Origin of the sequence: Aestuariivirga sp. (genome assembly GCF_044239095.1) — a bacterium.
Taxonomy (GTDB): Bacteria; Pseudomonadota; Alphaproteobacteria; order Rhizobiales; family Aestuariivirgaceae; genus Aestuariivirga.
Genome location: NZ_JBIICB010000048.1, coordinates 1 through 20,453 on the forward strand (window position 1 = coordinate 1; position 20,453 = coordinate 20,453).

Annotated in this window: 19 protein-coding genes; 5 read left to right on the forward strand and 14 right to left on the reverse strand. The window is 65.1% G+C overall.

What is annotated here, in order from left to right:
- The coding region (locus ACILRA_RS06670) for a dihydroorotase (protein WP_395661318.1) at positions 1-1,254 on the reverse strand (1,254 nt) is incomplete at its 3' end.
- A gap of 72 nt (positions 1,255-1,326) precedes the next feature.
- On the opposite strand from ACILRA_RS06670, the gene ACILRA_RS06675 reads away from it, so the two are divergent.
- Genes ACILRA_RS06675 through ACILRA_RS06690 form a run of 4 tightly spaced genes read left to right on the forward strand, consistent with a single transcriptional unit; the run spans position 1,327 to position 3,821 of the window.
- A complete protein-coding gene (locus tag ACILRA_RS06675; RefSeq protein ID WP_395661319.1) occupies positions 1,327-2,142 on the forward strand; it encodes a YgfZ/GcvT domain-containing protein in 816 nt (271 codons plus the stop codon).
- Positions 2,139-2,729, forward strand: coding sequence for a DNA-3-methyladenine glycosylase I (locus ACILRA_RS06680; RefSeq protein ID WP_395661320.1), 591 nt, complete (start codon positions 2,139-2,141; stop codon positions 2,727-2,729). Before ACILRA_RS06675 ends, ACILRA_RS06680 begins: the two co-directional genes overlap by 4 nt.
- Positions 2,713-3,321: an HD domain-containing protein gene (locus tag ACILRA_RS06685; protein WP_395661321.1), complete on the forward strand. Its 609-nt coding sequence runs from the start codon at positions 2,713-2,715 to the stop codon at positions 3,319-3,321. The genes ACILRA_RS06680 and ACILRA_RS06685 overlap by 17 nt, the downstream gene beginning before the upstream one ends.
- A complete protein-coding gene (locus ACILRA_RS06690) occupies positions 3,318-3,821 on the forward strand; it encodes a tyrosine phosphatase family protein (protein ID WP_395661322.1) in 504 nt (167 codons plus the stop codon). The genes ACILRA_RS06685 and ACILRA_RS06690 overlap by 4 nt, the downstream gene beginning before the upstream one ends.
- A 67-nt stretch (positions 3,822-3,888) precedes the next feature.
- On the opposite strand, the gene ACILRA_RS06695 is transcribed toward ACILRA_RS06690, so the two are convergent.
- From ACILRA_RS06695 to ACILRA_RS06740, 10 genes are all read right to left on the reverse strand, one after another.
- Positions 3,889-4,719 (reverse strand): cell wall hydrolase, encoded by an 831-nt coding sequence (locus tag ACILRA_RS06695; protein ID WP_395661323.1) that lies wholly within the window; start codon positions 4,717-4,719, stop codon positions 3,889-3,891.
- Between the two features lie 273 nt (positions 4,720-4,992).
- Positions 4,993-7,668 (reverse strand): pyruvate, phosphate dikinase, encoded by a 2,676-nt coding sequence (ppdK, locus tag ACILRA_RS06700; RefSeq protein ID WP_395661324.1) that lies wholly within the window; start codon positions 7,666-7,668, stop codon positions 4,993-4,995.
- A 110-nt stretch (positions 7,669-7,778) separates the two neighbouring features.
- Entirely contained in the window at positions 7,779-9,002 is a 1,224-nt protein-coding gene (locus ACILRA_RS06705) for an MFS transporter (protein ID WP_395661325.1), read from the reverse strand.
- A 621-nt stretch (positions 9,003-9,623) separates the two neighbouring features.
- Entirely contained in the window at positions 9,624-11,636 is a 2,013-nt protein-coding gene (glyS, locus tag ACILRA_RS06710; protein WP_395661326.1) for a glycine--tRNA ligase subunit beta, read from the reverse strand.
- Positions 11,637-11,755: 119 nt separating this feature from the next.
- Entirely contained in the window at positions 11,756-11,995 is a 240-nt protein-coding gene (locus ACILRA_RS06715; protein ID WP_395661327.1) for a CDGSH iron-sulfur domain-containing protein, read from the reverse strand.
- 57 nt (positions 11,996-12,052) lie between these two features.
- Positions 12,053-12,961 carry a glycine--tRNA ligase subunit alpha gene (locus tag ACILRA_RS06720; RefSeq protein WP_395661328.1) on the reverse strand — a complete coding sequence of 303 codons (909 nt, stop codon included), beginning with the start codon at positions 12,959-12,961 and terminating at the stop codon, positions 12,053-12,055.
- 68 nt (positions 12,962-13,029) lie between these two features.
- Positions 13,030-13,212: a hypothetical protein gene (locus ACILRA_RS06725; protein ID WP_395661329.1), complete on the reverse strand. Its 183-nt coding sequence runs from the start codon at positions 13,210-13,212 to the stop codon at positions 13,030-13,032.
- Between the two features lie 28 nt (positions 13,213-13,240).
- The gene (locus ACILRA_RS06730) at positions 13,241-14,071 is read right to left on the reverse strand and encodes a S49 family peptidase (protein ID WP_395661330.1); all 831 of its coding nucleotides are present in this window, start codon (positions 14,069-14,071) and stop codon (positions 13,241-13,243) included.
- Between the two features lie 73 nt (positions 14,072-14,144).
- Complete coding sequence (locus ACILRA_RS06735) at positions 14,145-14,954, reverse strand: tRNA1(Val) (adenine(37)-N6)-methyltransferase (protein WP_395661331.1); 810 nt, start codon at positions 14,952-14,954, stop codon at positions 14,145-14,147.
- Between the two features lie 10 nt (positions 14,955-14,964).
- The gene (locus ACILRA_RS06740; protein WP_395661332.1) at positions 14,965-15,180 is read right to left on the reverse strand and encodes a DUF2007 domain-containing protein; all 216 of its coding nucleotides are present in this window, start codon (positions 15,178-15,180) and stop codon (positions 14,965-14,967) included.
- A gap of 143 nt (positions 15,181-15,323) precedes the next feature.
- Between ACILRA_RS06740 and ACILRA_RS06745 the strand changes: the two genes are divergently transcribed.
- Positions 15,324-16,343 (forward strand): polyprenyl synthetase family protein, encoded by a 1,020-nt coding sequence (locus ACILRA_RS06745; RefSeq protein WP_395661333.1) that lies wholly within the window; start codon positions 15,324-15,326, stop codon positions 16,341-16,343.
- On the opposite strand, the gene ACILRA_RS06750 is transcribed toward ACILRA_RS06745, so the two are convergent.
- The 3 genes from ACILRA_RS06750 to ACILRA_RS06760 all read right to left on the reverse strand — a co-directional run.
- Complete coding sequence (locus ACILRA_RS06750; protein ID WP_395661334.1) at positions 16,337-17,212, reverse strand: 4-(cytidine 5'-diphospho)-2-C-methyl-D-erythritol kinase; 876 nt, start codon at positions 17,210-17,212, stop codon at positions 16,337-16,339. The two genes, ACILRA_RS06745 and ACILRA_RS06750, sit on opposite strands and share 7 nt — an antisense overlap.
- A complete protein-coding gene (locus tag ACILRA_RS06755) occupies positions 17,187-19,001 on the reverse strand; it encodes a tetratricopeptide repeat protein (RefSeq protein WP_395661335.1) in 1,815 nt (604 codons plus the stop codon). Before ACILRA_RS06755 ends, ACILRA_RS06750 begins: the two co-directional genes overlap by 26 nt.
- A 40-nt stretch (positions 19,002-19,041) precedes the next feature.
- Positions 19,042-20,453: electron transfer flavoprotein-ubiquinone oxidoreductase (locus ACILRA_RS06760; RefSeq protein WP_395661336.1), on the reverse strand; the 1,412-nt coding region annotated here is incomplete at its 5' end.

Consider the following 20,453-nt stretch of genomic DNA (forward strand, 5'->3'; position numbering starts at 1 on the left):
GCGGCCGCGGATCATCGTGCCAACGGGCCAGCCGGTGACCTCGCGGCCGTCATGGGGCGTCCATTTGCAGCGGCTTTCAATCCAGCCATTGGTGATGGTGCGCTTCGCCTTCATGTCGACGATGGTGAAGTCGGCGTCATAGCCCTCGGCGATGCGGCCCTTGCCGGCAAGCCCGAAGATGCGGTTGGGGCCATGGGAGGTGAGGTCGACGAAGCGCTCGAGCGAGAGCAGGCCCTGGTTCACGCAGTCGAGCATGACGGGAACGAGCGTCTGCACGCCCGGCATGCCAGAGGGCGAGGCGGGATAGGGCTTGGCCTTCTCGTCCAGCGTATGGGGCGCATGGTCGGAGCCCAGCACATCAACGAGGCCGGAGTTGAGGGCGGCCCAGATGGCGGCGCGGTGATGCGGCTCACGGATGGGCGGGTTCATCTGGAGCAGGGTGCCGAGGCGGGCATAGTCGCTTGCGGTGAAGACGAGGTGATTGGCGAGAACCTCGACGGTTGCCACGTCACGCGCGGCGGCGAGCAACGGAAACTCGTCAGCCGTGGAAATGTGCAGCACATGGATGCGTTTGTGCGCCTCACGCGCCAGGCGGATGAGCCGCTCGGTCGAGAGCCGTGCGGCCTCTGCATCGCGCCACACATGGTGGCTGGCGGGATCGCCCTCGATGCGCAGGTGCTTTCTTGCGTTGAGCCGGTCCTCGTCCTCCGAATGGAAGGCGGCGCGGCGGCGGATGTTGGCGAGGATGCGGGCGACACCCTTGTCGTCATCAACAAGGAGCGAGCCGGTGGAGGACCCCATGAACACCTTCACGCCCGCACAGCCTGGCAGCAGCTCGAGCTCGCCCAGAATATGCGCGTTCTCGCGCGTGCCGCCCATGTAGAAGGCGAAATCGCAATACATGCGATTGGTGGCACGGCGGATCTTGCCGGCCAGCGTGTCAGCACAGGTGGTGAGCGGGCTGGTGTTGGGCATTTCGAAGACGCCCGTCACCCCGCCCTTCACCGCGGCGCGGCCGCCGGTTTCGAGATCTTCCTTGTGTTCGGCCCCGGGCTCGCGCAGATGGACCTGGCTGTCCACCACACCCGGCAGGATGTGGAGGCCGGTGCAGTCGATGACTTCGCCTGCCTGTTCGTGCCCGAAGGAGCCGATCCCGGTGATCCGCCCGGCCGTGACGGCGATGTCACGCCGGCCCGTCCCGTCATGGTTGACGAGCGTGCCGCCCTTCAGGATCAATTCCGCGTTGAATGGCATGATAAGTCCCGGGCCGTCCTTGAACGTGTGTCCCGGCCTTCGTAAATGTGGATTGGAGACGAAGCAACAGCGATGCACGACATTCAATTCGAAGCGGGCACACTTCCCGGCCGGGCCGTCCTGTCTGTCACAGGCGCGGACGCCGCCCATTTCCTGCACAATCTGCTGACGGCGGATGTCGAGCATCTGGGCGAGGGCCAGGCGACACTTGCCGCCCTTCTGAGCCCCCAGGGCAAGATCCTGTTCGACATGCTGGTGCTGCGGCAGGGCGGCGGCTTCCTGATCGACTGCGCGGCGGGCCAGCGCGCGGACCTTGCGAAGCGGCTGGCCATTTACCGGCTGCGGGCCAAGGTCGAGGTTGCCCCGCGCGATGACCTGCACGTCAGCGTGTCGCCTGGGCCAATCCCCGGCGGCTATCGCGACCCGCGCAGCGAGGCGATCGGCTGGCGGGTGGCCGGGCCGGAGGGCCGCCCCGCGCAGGGCTATGACACAGCCCGCATTGCGCTGGGCCTCGCCGACAGCGCGGCGGACCTGGGTTCGGGGGAATTCTTCCCGCATGAGGCCAATCTCGACCAGCTGGGCGGGGTGAACTTCAAGAAGGGCTGCTATGTGGGCCAGGAGGTGGTCTCCCGCATGGAGCATCGCGGCACGGCGCGAAGCCGCATCCTGCCGGTGAGGCTCGAGGGCGACGCCCCGCCCAAGGGCACGGAGATCCGCAGCGGCGGCAAGCAGGTGGGAACACTTCTTTCCGCCGCGGGACGCGACGCATTGGCCCTGATCCGCCTCGACCGGCTGGCGGAGGCCGAGGGCCCCCTCCTTGCCGATGGCGTGGCGCTCACGGTGCGCAAACCCTCCTGGGCGCGCTATGACGTGCCGGGCGCGGCATGAGCGCCACCCGCCACGCCGACGGCATCTGCCGCTGCAACTGGTGCGGAACGGACCCGCTCTATGTCGCCTATCACGACACGGAATGGGGCGTGCCCGAATATGACTCGCGCGCCCTGTTCGAGAAACTGCTGCTCGACGGCTTCCAGGCAGGCCTCTCCTGGATCACCATCCTGAGGAAGCGCGACAATTTCCGTGCCGCCTTCGACGGCTTCGACCCGGAGAAGATGGCGCGCTATACACCGAAGAGATGCGCAGCCCTGATGCAGGACGCAGGAATCGTGCGCAACCGGCTGAAGATCGAGGCCAGCGTCAGCAATGCGCAGGCCTATCTCGCCATTCCGGACTTCTCCGCTTACCTGTGGAATTTCATGGACGGCAGGCCGCTGCAGAATACGCTCAAGAGCATGAGCGAGATTCCGGCCAAGACGCCACTGGCCGAGAAAATGTCAAAGGACTTGGCAAAACGCGGCTTCCGCTTCGTGGGCCCCACCATCGTCTATGCCTTCATGCAGGCCTGCGGACTGGTCAACGACCACCTCGTCGACTGCCACCGTCATGAAGCGGTGAAACATGCCGCGAAACCCTGAGCCGCCGCGGGCGTGGCAGCGGATGCTGTCGGGGCGCAGGCTCGATCTTCTCAATCCGTCGCCGCTCGATATCGAGGTGGAGGACATTGCGCATGGGCTGGCGCGGGTGGCGCGGTGGAACGGGCAGACCCGGGGCGACCATGCCTTTTCGGTGGCGCAGCACTGCGTGCTGGTGACGGAGATCGCCGCGCATCTGGCGCCGGAAATGGCGCGGGAGGAGAAGCTTGCCGCACTTCTCCACGATGCGCCGGAATATGTGGTGGGCGACATGATCTCACCCTTCAAGGCAGCGCTCGGCCTCGACTACAAGGCGTTTGAGCGGCAGCTTCTGGCGGCGATCCACATCCGCTTCGGGCTTGCCGCCGGAACGCCGCCAAAGCGCGAGGCCTTCATCAAGAAATGCGATCGCGTCGCCGCCTATCTCGAGGCCACGCAGCTCGCGGGCTTCGGGGTGGAGGAGGCGGAGAAATTCTTTGGCAGGCCGAAGGGCCTGGAGGGTGAGGCTGCACGCGCCTTCTTCCGGCTGAAACCGCTTGCGCCGAACGATGCGTCAGCGCTCTATCTCAGGACATTCAGGAAACTCGCCCCATGATCATCGTAGGCCCCTTGAGCAAGGTTCAGCCGCTCATCGACGAGCATGGCGTGCGCCATGTTGTGACACTGCTCGCCCCCAACACGCCGCATGACATGCCAGCGGGGATCGCGGCAGACCGGCACCTGAAGCTCTATTTTCATGACATCATCCAGGCGATGGACGGGCACACCCCGCCCTCGGCAGGGGATGCCGAGCGCCTCATCGGATTTCTCGCGGGCTGGGACAGGGCCGACCCGATGCTGATCCACTGCTGGGCGGGCATCAGCCGCTCGACGGCGGCGGCCTATACCGCACTCTGCATGTTTCGTCCGCAGGCGGATGAAGTGGCCCTCGCGCAGGAACTGCGCGCCGCCTCGCCGTCGGCCACGCCGAACCGGCTCATCGTTTCGCTGGCCGACGAGGTGCTGGGGCGCAATGGGCGGATGGTGAAGGCAATCGAAGGGATCGGCCGCGGGGCGGATGCCTTCGAGGGGACGCCCTTCGTGCTGAAGCCGTAGCGCGCACTCCGGTCAAATGAAAAGGGCGCCTTTCTGGCGCCCTTCGTAACGCAGCCATGCGCAACGGTCACGAATCCTCGTAGAAGATGTGACGGCCGATCTTGACGAGACGCTTCATGCTCTTGGCCCATTTCGGCTTCACGTAGTCGGCATGATAGTTGGTGGCGGTGGTGAGCGCCGCGACCTTGGCATCGCCCGCGATCACCTTCTTGGCGAGCCGCTTGGCCTGGGACCAGGATGCGGCACTCTTCACGTCGTCCGGAAGACCGTCACAGGCGAAGGAGAACTGGCAGGAATTGCGCCGCCCGGAGCCCTGATACACGACGCCGCAGATGGTTTTCGGGTATTCGGGATCCTTGACGCGATTGAGGATCACCTTGGCCACAGCCACCTGCCCAAGCTCCGACTCGGAGCGCGCCTCGAAATAGATGGCGCGGGCAAGGCAGTTTTCCTCAGCCAGCTGGACGCGCCGCTGATGGATTTCCTTCTTGGTGTCCTTGTCTTTGGCCGCGCTGCGCTTCAGCTTCATGGCCTTCTCGACCTGACGGGGCGAAGGCGCCAGCGCCGTCCGCTCCTCAGATTCCTCGGACTCTTCCTCAAGATTGATTGCGGCGGGAACGATCTGGACGGCTTTTTCTGCCGCCTCCGCCACCTTGGGAGCCTTCACAACAAAATCGCCCTTGCCGCCAAGGGCGACGACCTGGGTGGAGGACCGGTTCACGATGTCGAGGCTGGCGGCCTGGGGCATCAGGGAACCCTTGGCCAGGATGTTGGAGGACGGCGAGGCCACACTCTCAAGCACATCGCCCGGATCGGCATTATGGGCCACGGCATTCTGCCCAAGGTAATGGCCCGCGAAAGCGAAGGCCATGACGAGGAACAGGCCACCGAAGGCCATTGGACCGTACTCGGACAGCACACCACGCTTGCCGCGAATAACAAAATCCTCACGTTGGGCGGACCTGGCAGGCCCTATTCTGCGCGCTGTTTTCTTCACTTCCCCTCGACACACCGTGGGCCGTAGATTCTTACGACGCTGTTAAGACGCGGTAGCCTATAAGGCACCCGTTTAACATAGGTTAACCATCCCAGCAACCCGAAGCAGCCCTTTTTCGGGCCAAAACGCGGCAAGGTAAACAACTGGTTAACATCTTGCCACGATTCAAAAAAATCAGGAATTTGAAAGGCTTGCCTGAGCCGCGGCGAGCCTGGCGATGGGCACCCGGAAGGGCGAACATGACACATAGTCAAGTTTGATCTTCTCGCAGAAGGCGATGGAGGCGGGATCGCCGCCATGTTCGCCACAAATGCCGGCCTTGAGGCCGGGCTTCACCCCGCGCCCGCGCTCGGTGCCGATCCGCACCAGTTCGCCCACCCCCTCGATGTCGAGCGAGATGAAGGGATCGAACTTGAACACGCCCTTGGCCGTGTACTCGCCGATGAAGCGGGCGGCATCGTCACGGCTGATGCCGAAGGTGGTCTGCGTCAGGTCATTGGTGCCGAAGGAGAAGAAATCCGCCGACTCCGCTATCTCGGCCGCCCTGAGCGCGGCGCGCGGCAGCTCGATCATGGTGCCCACGGAATAGGCGATGGCAACCCCCGTCTCCTTCGCCACCTGTTCGGCCACCGCCACCACCCGGTCCTTCACACGGTCGAGTTCGTTCTTCGAGGCGACGAGCGGCACCATCACCTCCGGTATCGGGGCCTTGCCGGTGCGGCGGGCCACCTCGGTCGCCGCCTCGAAGATGGCGCGCGTCTGCATTTCCGCGATCTCCGGATAGGAAATGAGCAGCCTGACCCCGCGGTGGCCCAGCATGGGGTTGAACTCCTTGAGCTCTGCCACGCGCGCGCGGAGCTGGTCGGCATTGGCGTTCATCTGCTCGGCCACCTCCTCGATCTCATGATCGGCCTGGGGCAGGAATTCGTGGAGCGGCGGGTCGAGGAGACGGATCGTCACCGGCAGCCCCGCCATGATCTCGAAGAGTTCGATGAAGTCTTCCCGCTGCATCGGCAAGAGCTTGGCCAGCGCGGCGCGGCGCGCCTCCAGCTTGTCGGCGAGGATCATCTCGCGCACCGCCTGGATGCGGCCCGCCTCGAAGAACATGTGCTCGGTGCGGCAGAGGCCGATGCCCTCCGCGCCAAAGTCACGCGCGGTGCGCGCATCGTGCGGGGTTTCGGCATTGGCGCGGACACCCATGCGCCGCAACCCATCAGCCCAGGACATCAGCATGGCGAAATCGCCCGAAAGCTCCGGCTGGATGGTCGCCACCTCGCCCTTCATCACCTGCCCTGCCGAGCCGTCGATGGTGATGACGTCACCCTTCTTCAGGTTGACGCCCATGACGCTCATGGTGCCTGCCGCATAGTCGATGCGGAGCGAGCCCGCGCCCGAGACGCAGGGCTTGCCCATGCCGCGCGCCACCACCGCCGCGTGGGACGTCATGCCGCCGCGCGTCGTCAGGATGCCTTCGGCGGCGTGCATGCCGTGAATGTCCTCCGGGCTCGTCTCGATGCGCACGAGGATGACGCGGCGGTTCAGCGCCTTGAGGCGCTCGGCCTCATCCGCATCGAACACGATCTCGCCGGAGGCCGCACCCGGCGACGCGGGAAGGCCGGTGGCGATCACCTCGCGCTTCGCCTTGGGGTCGAGCGTGGGATGCAGCAGCTGGTCGAGCGAGGCGGGATTGATGCGCAGCACCGCCTCCGCCTTGCCGATCAGCCCCTCCTCCGCCATGTCGACGGCGATCCTGAGTGCTGCCTTCGCGGTGCGTTTTCCCGTGCGCGTCTGCAGCATCCAGAGCTTGCCGGCCTGGATGGTGAACTCCATGTCCTGCATGTCGCGGTAATGCCGCTCCAGCAGATCGAAGTGCTGCTGCAGCTCGGCGAAGGTGGCGGGCATCAGCGCCTCGAGCGAGGGCGCCTCGGAGCCAGCCTCCTTGCGCGCCCGCTCCGTGATGTTCTGGGGCGTGCGGATGCCGGCCACAACATCCTCGCCCTGGGCATTGACGAGGAATTCGCCATAGAGCTCCTTGGCACCCGTGGCGGGATTGCGGGTGAAGGCAACGCCGGTGGCAGAACTGTCACCCATGTTGCCGAACACCATGGCCTGCACGTTTACGGCGGTGCCCCAGTCCTCGGGAATGCCGTTCAGCCTGCGGTAGGTGATGGCGCGCGCCCCGTTCCAGGAGTTGAAGACGGCGCCGATCGCCCCCCAGAGCTGGGCTTGGGGGTCCTGCGGGAAGGGCGTGCCGGTCTCAGCCTCGACCAGCGCCTTGTAGCGCGCGATGAGGCCCAGCCAATCCTCGGCGGTGACCTCGGTGTCGAGCGCATAGCCGCGCTGCTCCTTGAAGCCGCCAAGGATGTCCTCGAACTCGGCATGGTCGACGCCGAGCACGACATCGGAATACATGCTGATGAAGCGGCGGTAGCTGTCATAGGCAAAGCGCCGGTCGGCCGACTTGGCGGCCAGGCCCTCGACCGTCTTGTCGTTGAGGCCCAGGTTCAGAACCGTGTCCATCATGCCAGGCATCGAGGCGCGCGCGCCCGATCGCACGGACACAAGCAGGGGATTGCGCGCATCGCCGAAGGAGGCGCCCGCGATCTTCTCAACAGATGCCAAAGCGTCCGACACCTGCGCCGCGAGGCTTGGCGGATAGGACCCGCGCGCGGCATTGTAGGCGGTGCATACCTCGGCCGTGATGGTGAAGCCCGGCGGAACGGGAAGGCCGAGATTGGCCATCTCCGCGAGGTTGGCGCCCTTGCCGCCCAGCAATGCCTTCATGTCGGCGCGGCCTTCGGCAGACCCGCCGCCAAAGCTGTAGACATGTTTCGGAGATTCAGCCGCCATGACGCACTCTTCCCGTTGATCGACGTCTCGTGACAGGTAGCGGGCGGCGGCCCAATGGAAAATTAACCACAGATGACAGGTGCGTGCAATGCAATATCGCACATGCGTGATCAGGCCGGCTTGCGCGGCTTTCTGATGAAGAGGATCCACAGCGCAATCGACAGGTTCAGCACGTTCCACGCCACGCCGTTGAGGAAGGCCAGCGTGTAGGACCCCGTCCAGTCATAGATCTCGCCTGAAAGCCAGCCGCCCAGCGCCATGCCGAGAACGGTGGCGGTGAGCACGGTGCTGATGCGGCTTCCCGCCTCGCGCGCCGGGAAATGGTCACGGATGATGAGCGCATAGCTCGGCACGATGCCGCCCTGGCTCAGGCCGAAAACGGCCGAGACGATGTAGAGCGAGGTGAGCCCATCGAAGGGAATGTAGAACAAGAGTGCCAGCATCTGCAGGAAAGACCCCGCAATCAATGTCGCGAGGCCGCCGATCTTGTCGGCGATGAGGCCCGAGGCGAGCCTGCTCACCACGCCGAAGCCCAGCATGATGGAGAGCATCTCGGCGCCTCGCGCCGGGCCGTAGCCTAAGTCCGCGCAATAGGCCACGATATGGACCTGCGGCATGGACATGGCGACACAGCAGGACAGCCCCGCCAGAACAAGCGCTGGGAACAGCAGCGGATGCTTCGGCAGCAGGCCGCTCTTCTGGCCCGACGCGCGGCTGGCCGGGCTTGCCGTGTCATCAAAATGCGGGCGCCGTCTCAGGAACTGTGCCAGCGGCAGCATGACCACCACGCAGATGATGCCGATCGCCATATAGGTGGTGCGCCAGCCATAGTGCTGGATCGCGGCCTGCATGGCGGGCGGCCAGAGTGTTCCGGCGATGTAGTTGCCACTCGCCACGATGGCCACCGCGATGCCGCGGCGCTTGAGGAACCATTGCGAGGTGTCCGCCACCAGGGGCCCGAAGGTGGCGGCACTGCCGAAGCAGCCGATCAGCACCGCCTGCACCACCACGAACTGCCAATAGCTCTGCGACATGGCCGCGAGAAAGAAGCCGGCACAGAGCGACACCGCGGCAATCGACACCGGCACGATGATGCCGAAGCGGTCCGCCACGCGGCCCATGATGAAGCCACCGGCAGCGAAGCCGATGAAGGTGGCGGTATAGGGAAGGGACGCGCCGGCGCGGTCAACCCCGAACTCGGCCTGGATCGTCGGCAGCACGACGACTGAGAGCCACAGCCCGATGCCCCCCACCACGGCGAGCACCAGCGAGATCACGAGGCGGATCCAGGCATAGCGGCTGTCGGGCGTGAAGGTGGTGGCGGCAGGATTCATGGATATTCCCTAGCCGCTGGCTGTGCCGCGGTCAAAGCAGGCTGGCGGAGAGGTGCGGTGCGGCTGGCGCATGGGAGCGGCAACACCGCAAGCGTCAGCGGGTCATCTTTCACCACCTCATACTTGCCGTAACTCGTGCGGGAGAAGGGAAAACCATAAGAGGATGATCCCCTTCTCCCGCGCGGCAGCGTGGGAGAAGGTGGCCGAAGGCCGGATGAGGGCCTCTTTCCAGCGGCAAGACTCGCGGATACAGGCCCTCATCCCCCCTTCGGGGACCTTCTCCCATTGCTTTGCAACGGGAGAAGGGAAAACTCACCACGAGTCCCTTCTCCCGTCGCAACGCGATGGGAGAAGGTGGCCAAAGGCCGGATGAGGGCCTCTTTCCAACGGCAGGACTCGCGGACACGGGCCCTCATCCCCCCTTCGGGGACCTTCTCCCATTGCTTTGCAACGGGAGAAGGGAAACCTCACCACGAGTCCCTTCTCCCGTCGCGATGCGATGGGAGAAGGTGGCCGGCAGGCCGGATGAGGGTCTCTTTCCAGCGGCAGGGCTCGCGGACACAGGCCCTCATCCCCCCTTCGGGGACCTTCTCCCATTGCTTTGCAACGGGAGAAGGGGAGTTAGCCTTCGATCTTCGAGAAGTCGGCCACTTCCGCCGTGGCCTGGCGGATGCGGTTCAGCAGGCGCAGGCGGTTTTCGCGGAGGGTGGCGTCCTTGTCGTTCACCGTCACCTGTTCGAAGAAGGCATCGACGGGGGCGCGGAGCTTGGCGATGGCGCTCATGGCGCCTTCGAAATCTTCCTGCTCCACGGCGCGCCGGGCCTGGTCCACGGCCTGGGTGATGGCGGAGTGCAGCGCCTTCTCCTCGTCCTTGATGAGCTGGGAGATGTGCACCTCGCCGTCATGGGTGACGCCGTCCTTCTTCTCCTCGATGCGGAGGATATTGGCGGCGCGCTTGACACCGGCGAGCAAATTCCTGCCGTCATCCGTCTCGAGGAAGCTGGACAGCGCCTCGACGCGCTTCACGATCATCACGAGATCATCCTGGTTGCCGAGCGCGAAGACGGCATCGATCAGGTCGTGGCGGCGGCCCTGCTCCTTGAGATAGACCTTGAGTCGGTCGGCGAAGAAGGCGAGCAGGTCCTCTCCGCAGAAGGCGAGCGGCAGGCGCAGGCCCTTGTCGAGAATGATGCGGATGACGCCCAGCGCCGCGCGGCGAAGCGCATAGGGATCCTTCGATCCCGTGGGCTTTTCGTCGATGGACCAGAAACCCACCAGCGTGTCGAGCTTGTCGGCCAACGCCACGGCCTGGCCGATGCGTGACACGGGGATCGTGTCGCTCGGGCCCACGGGCTTGTAGTGATCGCGGATCGCATCGGCCACCTCTGCGTCGAAACCCTGGTCGAGCGCGTAGTAGCGGCCCATGAGGCCCTGCAGCTCGGGGAATTCGCCGACCATGCCGGTGACGAGATCGGCCTTGGCGAGGCGCGCGGCTTGGCGGGCTTTCTCGATGTCAGCGCCGATGGTCTTGGCGATTTCGGCCGAAAGCGTTTCGATGCGCGTGACGCGCTCGCCCTGGCTGCCGAGCTTGGCGTGGAAGGTGATGGCGTCGAGCTTCTTCGCCCAATCTGCAAGTTTCACCTTGCGGTCCTGGTCCCAGAAGAACTTGGCGTCCGAAAGCCTGGCGGCGATGACCTTGTTGTTGCCGGCGATGATGGTGTGGCCGCCATCCTTGGCGACGAGGTTCGACACCAGCAGATAGCGGTTGGCAAGACGGCCCGTCACGGCGTTCCTCAGCGCGAAGCATTTCTGGTGGGTCTTGATCGAGGTGGCGATCACCTCCGGCGGAACGTTGAGGAAGCTCTCATCGAAACTGCCCATCAGCACCACGGGCCATTCGACAAGGCCGGCGGTTTCCTTGAGCAGACCTTCATCCTCGATGAGCTCGAGGCCCTGCGCAAAGCTCAAGTTGCGGGCTTCGGTGCGGATCGTTTCGGCACGCGCATTGGCATCGACGATGACGAATTCGCGTGACAGCTTCAGCGCATAATCCTCGAAGCGGCGGACCTCGATGTGCTGCGAGCCCATGAAGCGGTGGCCGCGCGTGGTGTTGCCGCTGCGGATGCCCTCGATCTCGAAGGGCACAATCTCACCGTCAAAGGTGCAGATGATGGAATGAAGCGGGCGCACCCAGCGAAGCGTGCCGGAGCCCCAGCGCATGGACTTGGGCCAGGGGAATTTGCGGATCGTGTCGGGCAGGATCTCCGCGATGATCTCGGTGGCCGCACGGCCGGGCTTGCGCATCACGGCGAGATAGAACTGGCCCTTCTTGTCGTCCTGAACCTTAAGCTGTTCGAGGCTTAAGCCCGTGGATTTCAGAAAGCCGTCGATGGCGGGCTGGGGAGCGTCGGTGCGGGGGCCTTTGCGCTCCTCGTTCACATCCGCCGCCTTGGCGTCGAGGCCTTCGACCGAGAGCACGAGGCGGCGCGCCCCGCCGTGGGCCTGGGCGCCCTCATAGGTGAGGCCTTGCCCGACCAGCGCATTGGTCACCAACTGGCGCAGGTCATCCGCCGCCTTCTGCTGCATGCGGGCGGGGATTTCCTCGGAAAACAGTTCGATCAGCAATTCAGGCATCGGGGCACTCCGGACGGAGCCCGCGATTAGCAGCCCCGGTCTGGCTTGTCACCTCTTGGGGGATGGCATTCCTCTCCCCCACATGCGTGGGGGAGAGGAATAAGTATAGGAGCGGCGGGTCAGAGCGTGTTGTGCGAGCCGTCGCAGAGGGGCTGGCCCTTGGTGGCCTTGCAGCCGCAGAAGAACTTGCGGCCCGTGGCCTCCGCCGTCCACTTCACCGGCGTGAAGCTGGTGCCCTTGTGGGAACCGTCGCAGAAGGGCTGGCGCTTGGACTGGCCGCAGGAGCACCACCAATAATCCTTGCCGGCCTCAACCTCGACGGGGATGGGCGACTTCTGTGCGACGACGGGACCGGACATGTGGGGATGCTCCTCAAAAAACGATGATTGGAATTACGGAGAAAGGCTCGCTGCGGTTCAGGCGGCCCCGCCGCCTGCCGTCTTGCTCCAGGCTTCGCAGCAGCCCTTGGCGAGTTCGCGCACGCGCAGGATATAGGCCTGGCGCTCCGTCACCGAGATGACGCCGCGCGCATCGAGCAGGTTGAAGGTGTGGGAGGCCTTGATGCACTGGTCATAGGCGGGAAGGGCCAGAAGGTGGCGGCCTTCGGTTTCGCCCGCGGCCAGCAGCGCCTTGCACTCGGTCTCCGCATCGATGAAGTGCTGGTGCAGCGCCTCCGTGTTGGCGTGCTCGAAGTTGAAGCGGGAGAACTCCTGCTCGGCCTGCAGGAAAACCTCGCCATAGGAGATGCGCCTGGCGCCGTCCTGGCCGTTGAAATTCAGATCATAGACATTGTCGACGCCCTGCACATACATCGCGAGGCGCTCGAGGCCGTAGGTGAGCTCGCCCGAGACCGGCGCGCAGTCGAGGCCTCCGACCTGCTGAAAGTAAGTGAACTGCGAGACTTCCATGCCGTCGCACCAGACCTCCCAGCCCAGCCCCCAGGCGCCCAGCGTGGGGCTTTCCCAATCGTCCTCCACGAAGCGGATGTCATGGAGCGAGCGGTCGATACCGATCGCCTCGAGCGAGCCCAGGTAAAGCTCCTGCAGGTCCGGCGGCGATGGCTTGATGATGACCTGGTACTGATAATAGTGCTGCAGCCGGTTGGGGTTCTCGCCATAGCGCCCGTCCTTGGGGCGGCGCGAGGGCTGGACGTAAGCTGCAGCCCAGGGGCGAGGGCCCACCGAACGCAGGGTGGTGGCGGGGTGGAAGGTGCCGGCGCCTACTTCCATGTCATAGGGCTGCAGGATGACGCAGCCCTTCTCACCCCAGTATTGGTGGAGCGTGAGGATCAGGTCCTGGAAGGATTTGGTCGGGTTCAACGCCATGTGTCCGCCTCGGAAAACGGGGCGGACCCTATGCGGCAGGGTTCAGAGCGTCAAGGAAAACCGGGGTTTCAGGCCTCGGGATAGTAGATCCCGGTGCGCGGATCCTGCCGAAGACGGCGCGCCTGCTGCCGTTGCGGCTGCTGGGCCCGGGCTTTCACCTTCACCGCTTGCATCTCACGCGCCATGAAGCCGACCGCCAGTAGCGACAGGAACCCCGCGACGACGAGGAAGAGAGCCTTCAAAGCAACCATCGGATCCTCCAATGACCGTACCAGTTCATCATAAGCCGAAACGCGACCACAATGCACGCGTTTCCAGCGCCTCGATTGCAGAACCTGCAATATCAACATCTTGTACGCCAAAACCGAGCCGGCGGATGCCCCAGCCCTGGGCCTGCTGGATGTTCCGGATGACCACCTTCTCGCCGAAGCGCAGTTTCAGCACCGGGTGCAGGTGGCCGATCCCGTCGATGAGCCCCCGCGACAGCGCTTGCCGGCCAGACCAGAAGGCGCCGGAGAACAGCTCCGAATCCGCCCCCGACAGCTTGCGGCCCCGGCGCTTGCGCACAAGGTCCTTGAAGGACTGGTGCACATCGGCCTGCAGGCCCTTGAGATGGGCCACATCCTCCGGCTTTTCCGGCTGGAACGGATCGAGCATGGATTTCGAGTCGCCAGCAGCATGCACCCGGCGCTCAACGCCGAGCTTGGCGATGGCATCAACAAAGCCGAACCCCGCCGAAATGACGCCGATCGAGCCGATGACCGAGCTGTCATCAGCGTAGATCTCGTCGCCCGCGCAGGCCAGCCAGTAGCCACCGGAGGCCGCCACGTCCTCGCAGAACACCAGAACGGGCAGATCCTTTTCGGCCGCAAGCTCACGGATGCGGGCATGGATCAGGGCTGATTGCACAGGCGAGCCGCCCGGCGAATTGATGCTGATCGCCACGGCGGCGAGGCCCTTGGGCCGGAAGGCCCGCTCCAGCAGCGGATTAATGGACTTGAAGGTGAGAGCCGGGCGCATCGGGCCGCCGATGCCGATGGCGCCATGCAGCAGCACGTGATTGACCACCGGGACCGACTTGCGGAACCGCGGCGGAACGAACCTCTCCAAAACGGATCGAATGCCCATCTTCAAGACATAGGTATGCCGGGCAGCAACCGCAAGTGAGCGGCAGGCGGGACCTTCAGCGCAGTTGCCAGGCCGCCCCGTCGCGCAGCACGGCCTCCGCCTCCGGCGTGAAGCGGCCGGACTGGTCATGCAACACGAGGCCGTGGAGCAGTTGCATCGGCGCCCGCGAGCCCTTGACGCCCTGGACGATGACGCGGTTTGCGGCAGCACCCTGGCGCGGATGGAGCGGCGCCACCCGGATGTCGCCGAAGCGGTCTTCCATTTCCCGCAGCAACCGGCTCAGCATCTCCGCCTTATGGATGATGGTGACGGTGCCGCGCGGTGCCACCATGGCATGCAGCACCTTGACCCAGAGTTCGAGGTCGGCCGGGCCGAAGGCATGGGCCTGCGCCTTGAGGGGATTGGGCGAGGGCGTCGAGCGGCAGTCCTCATGGTAGGGCGGGTTGGCCATGGCATGGGCGAAGGAGCCCGGCACGGGCATGGCAATGGCATCCTTGCGGAGCGCATCCCTGAGGTCGGCCCGGATCACCTTGACACCGGCCTCGAAGCCGCTGCGCCGCGCATTCTGCTCACACAGAAGGGCATAGCGCTCGCCCAGTTCGATGCCTGTCAAGTGCAAGGCCGGGCAGCGGGCGAGAAGGCAAAGCGCGGCCACCCCGGTGCCGATTCCCGCCTCGAACACCGATTCGCTGCCCGCACAGGGCACCGCCGCCGCGAGAAATACCGAATCGATGCCGGCGCGGAAGCCCTTTTCGGGCTGCAGCAGCTTGAGGCGGCCGCCGAGGAAGCCGTCCTCGGTGAGCGAGGCCGGCACATGGCCGGCGGGGTGAGGCGTGTGTGAGCTTGCCGTTACGTCCGATTGCATGATTCGCACTTTACGACGGCTGGGTTAGCGTAGCGTTACCAAGCTCCTGCCTGGCCCGCGGAAGATCTTCCGCCGCCACGAGGATCCGCCGCGGCAGGATGCCGATCGAGCCCTCGAGCACGCTCATGTGCTCATCGAGCAAGAGGTGATCGATGCCCGCTTCATCCAGCACATGGCGCACGAAGGACAGGTAGACAGGATCATTGCTGCGCAGGAGCTCTTCCATGGCGGCCAGCTTGGCGGCAACTGCCGCCCGGCACAAGCACCCCACAGGCGATTTGGCGCATGCCCCCGGCACAAAGCGGATATTGGCCTCACCTGACAGCTGTGCTTTAACGGCGAGAAGAAGAATTTGTGAAGGTAGTCTCCATGGGAGTCGTGATTCCGCTTGACGGGGCGGGCAACAAGAAGCGGTCGAGCATCGAGCCGCTGGTGAAACTCACCACCGCCGACATGGAGCGCGTCAACGAAGCGATCCTGTCGCATGCCAGGAGCCATGTGGAGCTGATCCCCGAGATCGCCAGCCACCTCATCAACTCCGGCGGCAAGCGCATCCGCCCCATGCTTACCCTCGCCGCGGCACGCATGTGCGGCTATGCGGGCGAGCACCACCTGAAGCTCGCCACCGCCGTCGAATTCATGCACACCGCCACGCTGCTCCATGACGACGTGGTGGACGAGAGCGACCTGCGCCGCGGCAAACAGGCCGCCCGCGTGATCTGGGGCAACCAGGCCAGCGTGCTGGTCGGCGACTACCTGCTGGGCCAGGCCTTCAAGATGATGGTCGAGACGGGCTCGCTCGAGGCGCTGCGGATCCTCTCCAACGCCGCCTGCGTCATCGCCGAGGGCGAGGTGCTGCAACTCTCCGTGTCGCAGGATACCTCCACCACCGAAGACGCCTACATGCAGGTCATCGTCGCCAAGACGGCGGCGCTGTTCTCAGCCGCGGCGGAAGTGGGTGCGGTGGTGGCGAACCGGCCGCACAGCGAGCAGGCGGCCCTCGAATCCTATGGCCGCAACCTCGGCATCGCCTTCCAACTCATCGACGACGCGCTGGACTATTCGGGCTCGACCGAGAAGCTCGGCAAGGGCGTGGGCGACGATTTCCGCGAGCGCAAGATCACGCTGCCCGTCGTGCTCTCCTACCGGCGCGGCGCTGCGGAGGAACGCAGCTTCTGGAAGCGCACGCTGGAGGACGGCAACCAGACGCCGGACGACTTCAGCTATGCGCGCAAGCTGATGGACCGCCACGGCGCCTTGAGCGACACGATCGAGCGTGCCAACCACTATGGCGACATCGCGCGTGACGCGCTGGCGATCTTCCCCGACTCAGGGCTGAAGGACGCGCTGCTCGAAGCGGTCGATTTCTGCGTGTCGCGGGCTTACTGAGAGCCAGCACCAAGCACGGTCTTCACCACCCACCAGGACGGATTGAGATCGGGGACTGGCGTCTCCGGCCCGCACAGCGCGGCGCAGGTGGCGCCAGAGCCGGACATGAACGCCAGCGACACGCCCGGCGTGGATGCGAGCCGGTCCAGCACCTCGCCGATCACCGGCGCAAGCGCGATAGCGGGCGCTGCAAGGTCGTTGCGCCAGGCGTAAGGGTCGGCCGCATCGGCGATGGCCGAACGGTAGGTCTGACCCTTTTCAAGCCCGAGGCGGCCGAACACGGCGGGCGTGGACACCTCGACCAGCGGATTGACGAGAATGGCAGAGCGCGGCGTGAAGCCCGCAACCGGGGTGATGCGCTCGCCTACGCCCTGCATGCGGCAGGGCTTGCCGGTCAGGCAGACCGGCACGTCGGCGCCGATGCGTAATCCGGCGGCCATCACCTCTGCATCGATCTCCGCGAGGCCGGCGAGGCTGAGGAAGCCCTTGAGGGCCGCTGCCGCATTCGCCGAGCCGCCGCCGATGCCGGAGGCCACGGGCAGGTTCTTTTCAAGATGCACGGCCACGGGCGGCAGCACCCTGCCCCGCTTCGCTGCGATTTCTGCTACGGCCGTGTAAGCGCGGGCGATGATGTTGTCAGCGGCGGGTGGCAGGGTCGCGGCGAAGGGGCCGCTCGCGGTGACGGTGAAGCTCTCCGCCGGTGTGAAGGTGAGACTGTCGCCGACATCCGCGAAGGCCACGATCGAATCAAGGTCATGATAGCCGTCGGCGCGGCGGCCCAGCACATGCAGTGCGAGGTTCACCTTTGCAGGCGCGAAGAGGGCGAAGGGCGCGAAGCCCGCCTCAGCCGTTGGACGGGGCTGGCGCATTCTGTGCGGGCGTCACCGGGGTTTCCTCCGGCATGCCATTCTTGATCTTGTCCTCGATGCGCTTCAGGTCCTCGGGCTCCGGCTTGTTGTCGCGCGCGTGCTGCCACTGGAAGCGGGCCTCCAGCTTGCGGCCCACGCGCCAGTAGGCATCGCCCAGGTGCTCGGCGATGATGGGATCGGCGGGCAGAAGTTCCACCGCGCGCTCGATATGGATGACGGCCTGCTCGAAGTCGCCCAGCTGGTAATAGGCCCAGCCCAGGCTGTCGATGATGTAGCCGTCATTGGGCTTCAGCTCGACCGCCCTCCGCACCATGTCGGTTGCCTCAGCAAGGTTGATCCGCTTCTCGATCATCGAATAGCCGAGGTAGTTGAGAACGCTCGGCTCATCGGGGGAGAGTTCGAGCGCGCGGCGGAAGCGCTGCTCGGCGATGTCCCACTGCTTCAGCCGCTCATGGGCGATGCCGTCATAATAATAGACGCGCCAGTGGCCGGGAACATGTTCGGTGATGAGCGCGATCGCATCATCATAGGCCTTGGCGGCGGCGGCATGGTCCTCGTTGCTGCGATAGATGTTGCCGAGGGTGACGATGGCTTCGTAATTGTCCGGCTCGCGGGCGACGAGCTGCTTCAACCCGTCGAGCGCCTCATCCTTGCGATCGAGGCGCTGCAGGCTGACGGCGATTTCCATGTCGGCGTTGGAGCGCAGGGCGGAGCCCTCCGGCACCTCGGAATAGGCCTCAATCGCCTTGTCGAAGCGCCGCATGTCCTCATAGGTGTCGCCCAGCAGCGTGAACAGCACCGGCTTGTCAGCGTCAAGGCCCAGCGCCAGGCGGGTATAGAGCAGGGCAACATCGATGCTCTGCTCATCCGTCATCGAGGTGGCGAGCGAGAACAGCGCTTCGGCGGCTCCAGCCCCTGGGGACGAGATGAAGGCCTGCGGTTTCCCGTTCTTCAGGCTGGCCTCCAGCGCGGCGAGGATCAGCGGGTTCTCGTCATTGGCGAGGAAGGCGCGGTAGACCTTCTGCGCCTCGGCGGGGCGGCCGTTGCGCCAGAGGAAATTGCCATAGGCCTGGGCGACGCGCAGCGACATGCCCGCCTCTTCATAGGCCTTGCGATAGGAGGCCTCGGCCCGGATGGAATTGCCGAGGTAATCGGCGATCAGGGCGGCGTGGAAGGCCTTGAAAGTGCCGAAGCTCTCGTTGCTGTCCAGCCGGTCCAGCGCCTTCATCGCGGGGTTGAGTTCGCCCTCACCCGCATATGACCAGGCGATGAGCAGCGCCGAGGTGAGCTCACCCACGGGCGTATAGGCAGCCTCCGCGAAGTTCTTCCGGGCCTCCTCGTAGCGGCGGGCACGGAACTCACGCAGCCCCAGCACGATCCGCGCCATGCGCTGCTGGCTGTTAAACTTCAGCACCTCGGTGGCGTAGCCCTCGGCCTTGGTGAGGTTGCCTTCGGAGAGCTCGAGGAGGAAGATCTTCTCGGTCAGGAGCGGGTTGCCCTCGTCCCATTTCAGAACCTGGTTCAGGTAGCGGGAGGCAACGTCATTGTCCTTCAGCTTGGCGGCCGAGCGGCCCGCGAGATAGCTGCCCGAAGGGGAAACATCCGTTTTCAAATAGGCCTGGGCCGGACCGGCTGCGAGGGGCGCAAGAAGCACAGCGGAGAAAACCGCACGGAGAAGGTAACCCGTCATCATCATCCATTTCGAGCAGCGGGCGGCCTTGTGGCGCCCTGGAACCGAGTTTCGAGTCTTCCAGCCAAAATGCGGTGTTTTTGGGATGGCCGCAAGCATGCAAGGGCCGCAAGCATGCAAGGGCCGCGCCCGAAGCCCCTCACATATTGGGGTAGTTCGGGCCTTCCCCCCCCTGCGGCACCACCCAGTTGATGTTCTGCGACGGGTCCTTGATGTCGCAGGTCTTGCAGTGCACGCAGTTCTGGTGATTGATCTGGAAGCGCGGCACCTTGCCCTCCTCCATGACCACCTCATAGACGCCGGCCGGGCAATAGCGCTGGGCGGGCTCGGCATAGACGGGCAAGTTCTGGCCGATGGGGATCTCCGGGTTCTTCAGCTGCAGGTGGACCTTCTGGTCCTCCTCATGGTTGGTGCCGGAGAAGGCGATGTTGGTGAGCCGGTCGAAGGAGATGACGCCGTCCGGCTTGGGGTAGGTGATGGGCTTCGATTCGGCGGCGGGCTTCAGCGTCGCATGGTCGGGCTTGCCGTGCTTCCAGGTGCCGAGCCCGAAGCCGAAGATCTGGTTCAGCCACATGTCGAGGCCACCCAGCGCCAGGCCGCCGACGAGGCCGAGCCGCGACCACATGGGCTTGACGTTCCGGACCCGCTTCAGGTCCTGGTAGACCCACGAGCCTTCATAGGCCGTTTCATAGTCGCCGAGCTCGTCTCCGGCCCGGCCCGCGGCGATGGCCTTGGCGGCAGCCTCAGCCGCCAGCATGCCGGTCTTCATCGCATTGTGGGAGCCCTTGATGCGGGGCACGTTGACGAAGCCTGCCGAGCAGCCGATCAGCGCGCCGCCGGGGAAGCTGAGCTTCGGCACCGACTGGAACCCGCCCTCGGTGATGGCGCGCGCGCCATAGGCCACGCGGCGCCCGCCCCGCAGCACCGGCTCGATCAGCGGATGGTGCTTGAAGCGCTGGAACTCCATGTAGGGGTAGAGATGGGGGTTGTCGTAGTTCAGGTGCACCACGAGGCCGATGGACACGAGATTGTCCTCGAGATGGTACATGAAGCTGCCGCCGCCGGTCCTGGCGCCGAGCGGCCAGCCCATGGTGTGGGTGACTTGGCCCTGGCGGTGGTTCTCGGGGCGGACCTCCCACAGCTCCTTCATGCCGATGCCGAACTTCTGCGGCTCACGGTCCTTCGACAGCTCGAACTTGGCGATGATCTCCTTCGCCAGCGAGCCACGCACGCCTTCGGCGATGAAGACATATTTGCCGATGAGCTCCATGCCCGGCTGGAAATCGGACTTGGGCACCCCGTCCTTGCCGATGCCCATGACGCCGGCGACCACGCCGCGCACGGACCCGTCCTCACGGTAGAGCACCTCGGAACAGGCAAAGCCCGGATAGATCTCGACGCCCAGGGCTTCCGCCTGTTGGGCTAGCCAGCGGCAGACATTGCCGAGGGAGACGGCATAGTTGCCGTGATTGTTCATGAGCGGCGGCATCAGCGCATTGGGCAGGCGCAGCGCGCCCTTGGGGCCCAGCACGAAGAAGCGGTCCTCGGTGA

Bases quoted from the DNA above. Each gene is read 5' to 3' on its own strand.
- glyS (WP_395661326.1), bottom strand. From the start codon at position 11,636: ATGCCTGAATTGCTGATCGAACTGTTTTCCGAGGAAATCCCCGCCCGC.
- ACILRA_RS06685 (WP_395661321.1), top strand. From the start codon at position 2,713: ATGCCGCGAAACCCTGAGCCGCCGCGGGCGTGGCAGCGGATGCTGTCG.
- ACILRA_RS06680 (WP_395661320.1), top strand. From the start codon at position 2,139: ATGAGCGCCACCCGCCACGCCGACGGCATCTGCCGCTGCAACTGGTGC.
- ACILRA_RS06675 (WP_395661319.1), top strand. From the start codon at position 1,327: ATGCACGACATTCAATTCGAAGCGGGCACACTTCCCGGCCGGGCCGTC.
- ACILRA_RS06755 (WP_395661335.1), bottom strand. From the start codon at position 19,001: ATGCTTGCGGCCATCCCAAAAACACCGCATTTTGGCTGGAAGACTCGA.
- ACILRA_RS06750 (WP_395661334.1), bottom strand. From the start codon at position 17,212: ATGCGCCAGCCCCGTCCAACGGCTGAGGCGGGCTTCGCGCCCTTCGCC.
- ACILRA_RS06740 (WP_395661332.1), bottom strand. From the start codon at position 15,180: ATGGAAGAGCTCCTGCGCAGCAATGATCCTGTCTACCTGTCCTTCGTG.
- ACILRA_RS06715 (WP_395661327.1), bottom strand. From the start codon at position 11,995: ATGTCCGGTCCCGTCGTCGCACAGAAGTCGCCCATCCCCGTCGAGGTT.
- ACILRA_RS06725 (WP_395661329.1), bottom strand. From the start codon at position 13,212: ATGGTTGCTTTGAAGGCTCTCTTCCTCGTCGTCGCGGGGTTCCTGTCG.
- ACILRA_RS06690 (WP_395661322.1), top strand. From the start codon at position 3,318: ATGATCATCGTAGGCCCCTTGAGCAAGGTTCAGCCGCTCATCGACGAG.
- ACILRA_RS06720 (WP_395661328.1), bottom strand. From the start codon at position 12,961: ATGGCGTTGAACCCGACCAAATCCTTCCAGGACCTGATCCTCACGCTC.
- ACILRA_RS06745 (WP_395661333.1), top strand. From the start codon at position 15,324: ATGGGAGTCGTGATTCCGCTTGACGGGGCGGGCAACAAGAAGCGGTCG.
- ACILRA_RS06695 (WP_395661323.1), bottom strand. From the start codon at position 4,719: ATGGCCTTCGGTGGCCTGTTCCTCGTCATGGCCTTCGCTTTCGCGGGC.
- ACILRA_RS06705 (WP_395661325.1), bottom strand. From the start codon at position 9,002: ATGAATCCTGCCGCCACCACCTTCACGCCCGACAGCCGCTATGCCTGG.
- ppdK (WP_395661324.1), bottom strand. From the start codon at position 7,668: ATGGCGGCTGAATCTCCGAAACATGTCTACAGCTTTGGCGGCGGGTCT.
- ACILRA_RS06735 (WP_395661331.1), bottom strand. From the start codon at position 14,954: ATGCAATCGGACGTAACGGCAAGCTCACACACGCCTCACCCCGCCGGC.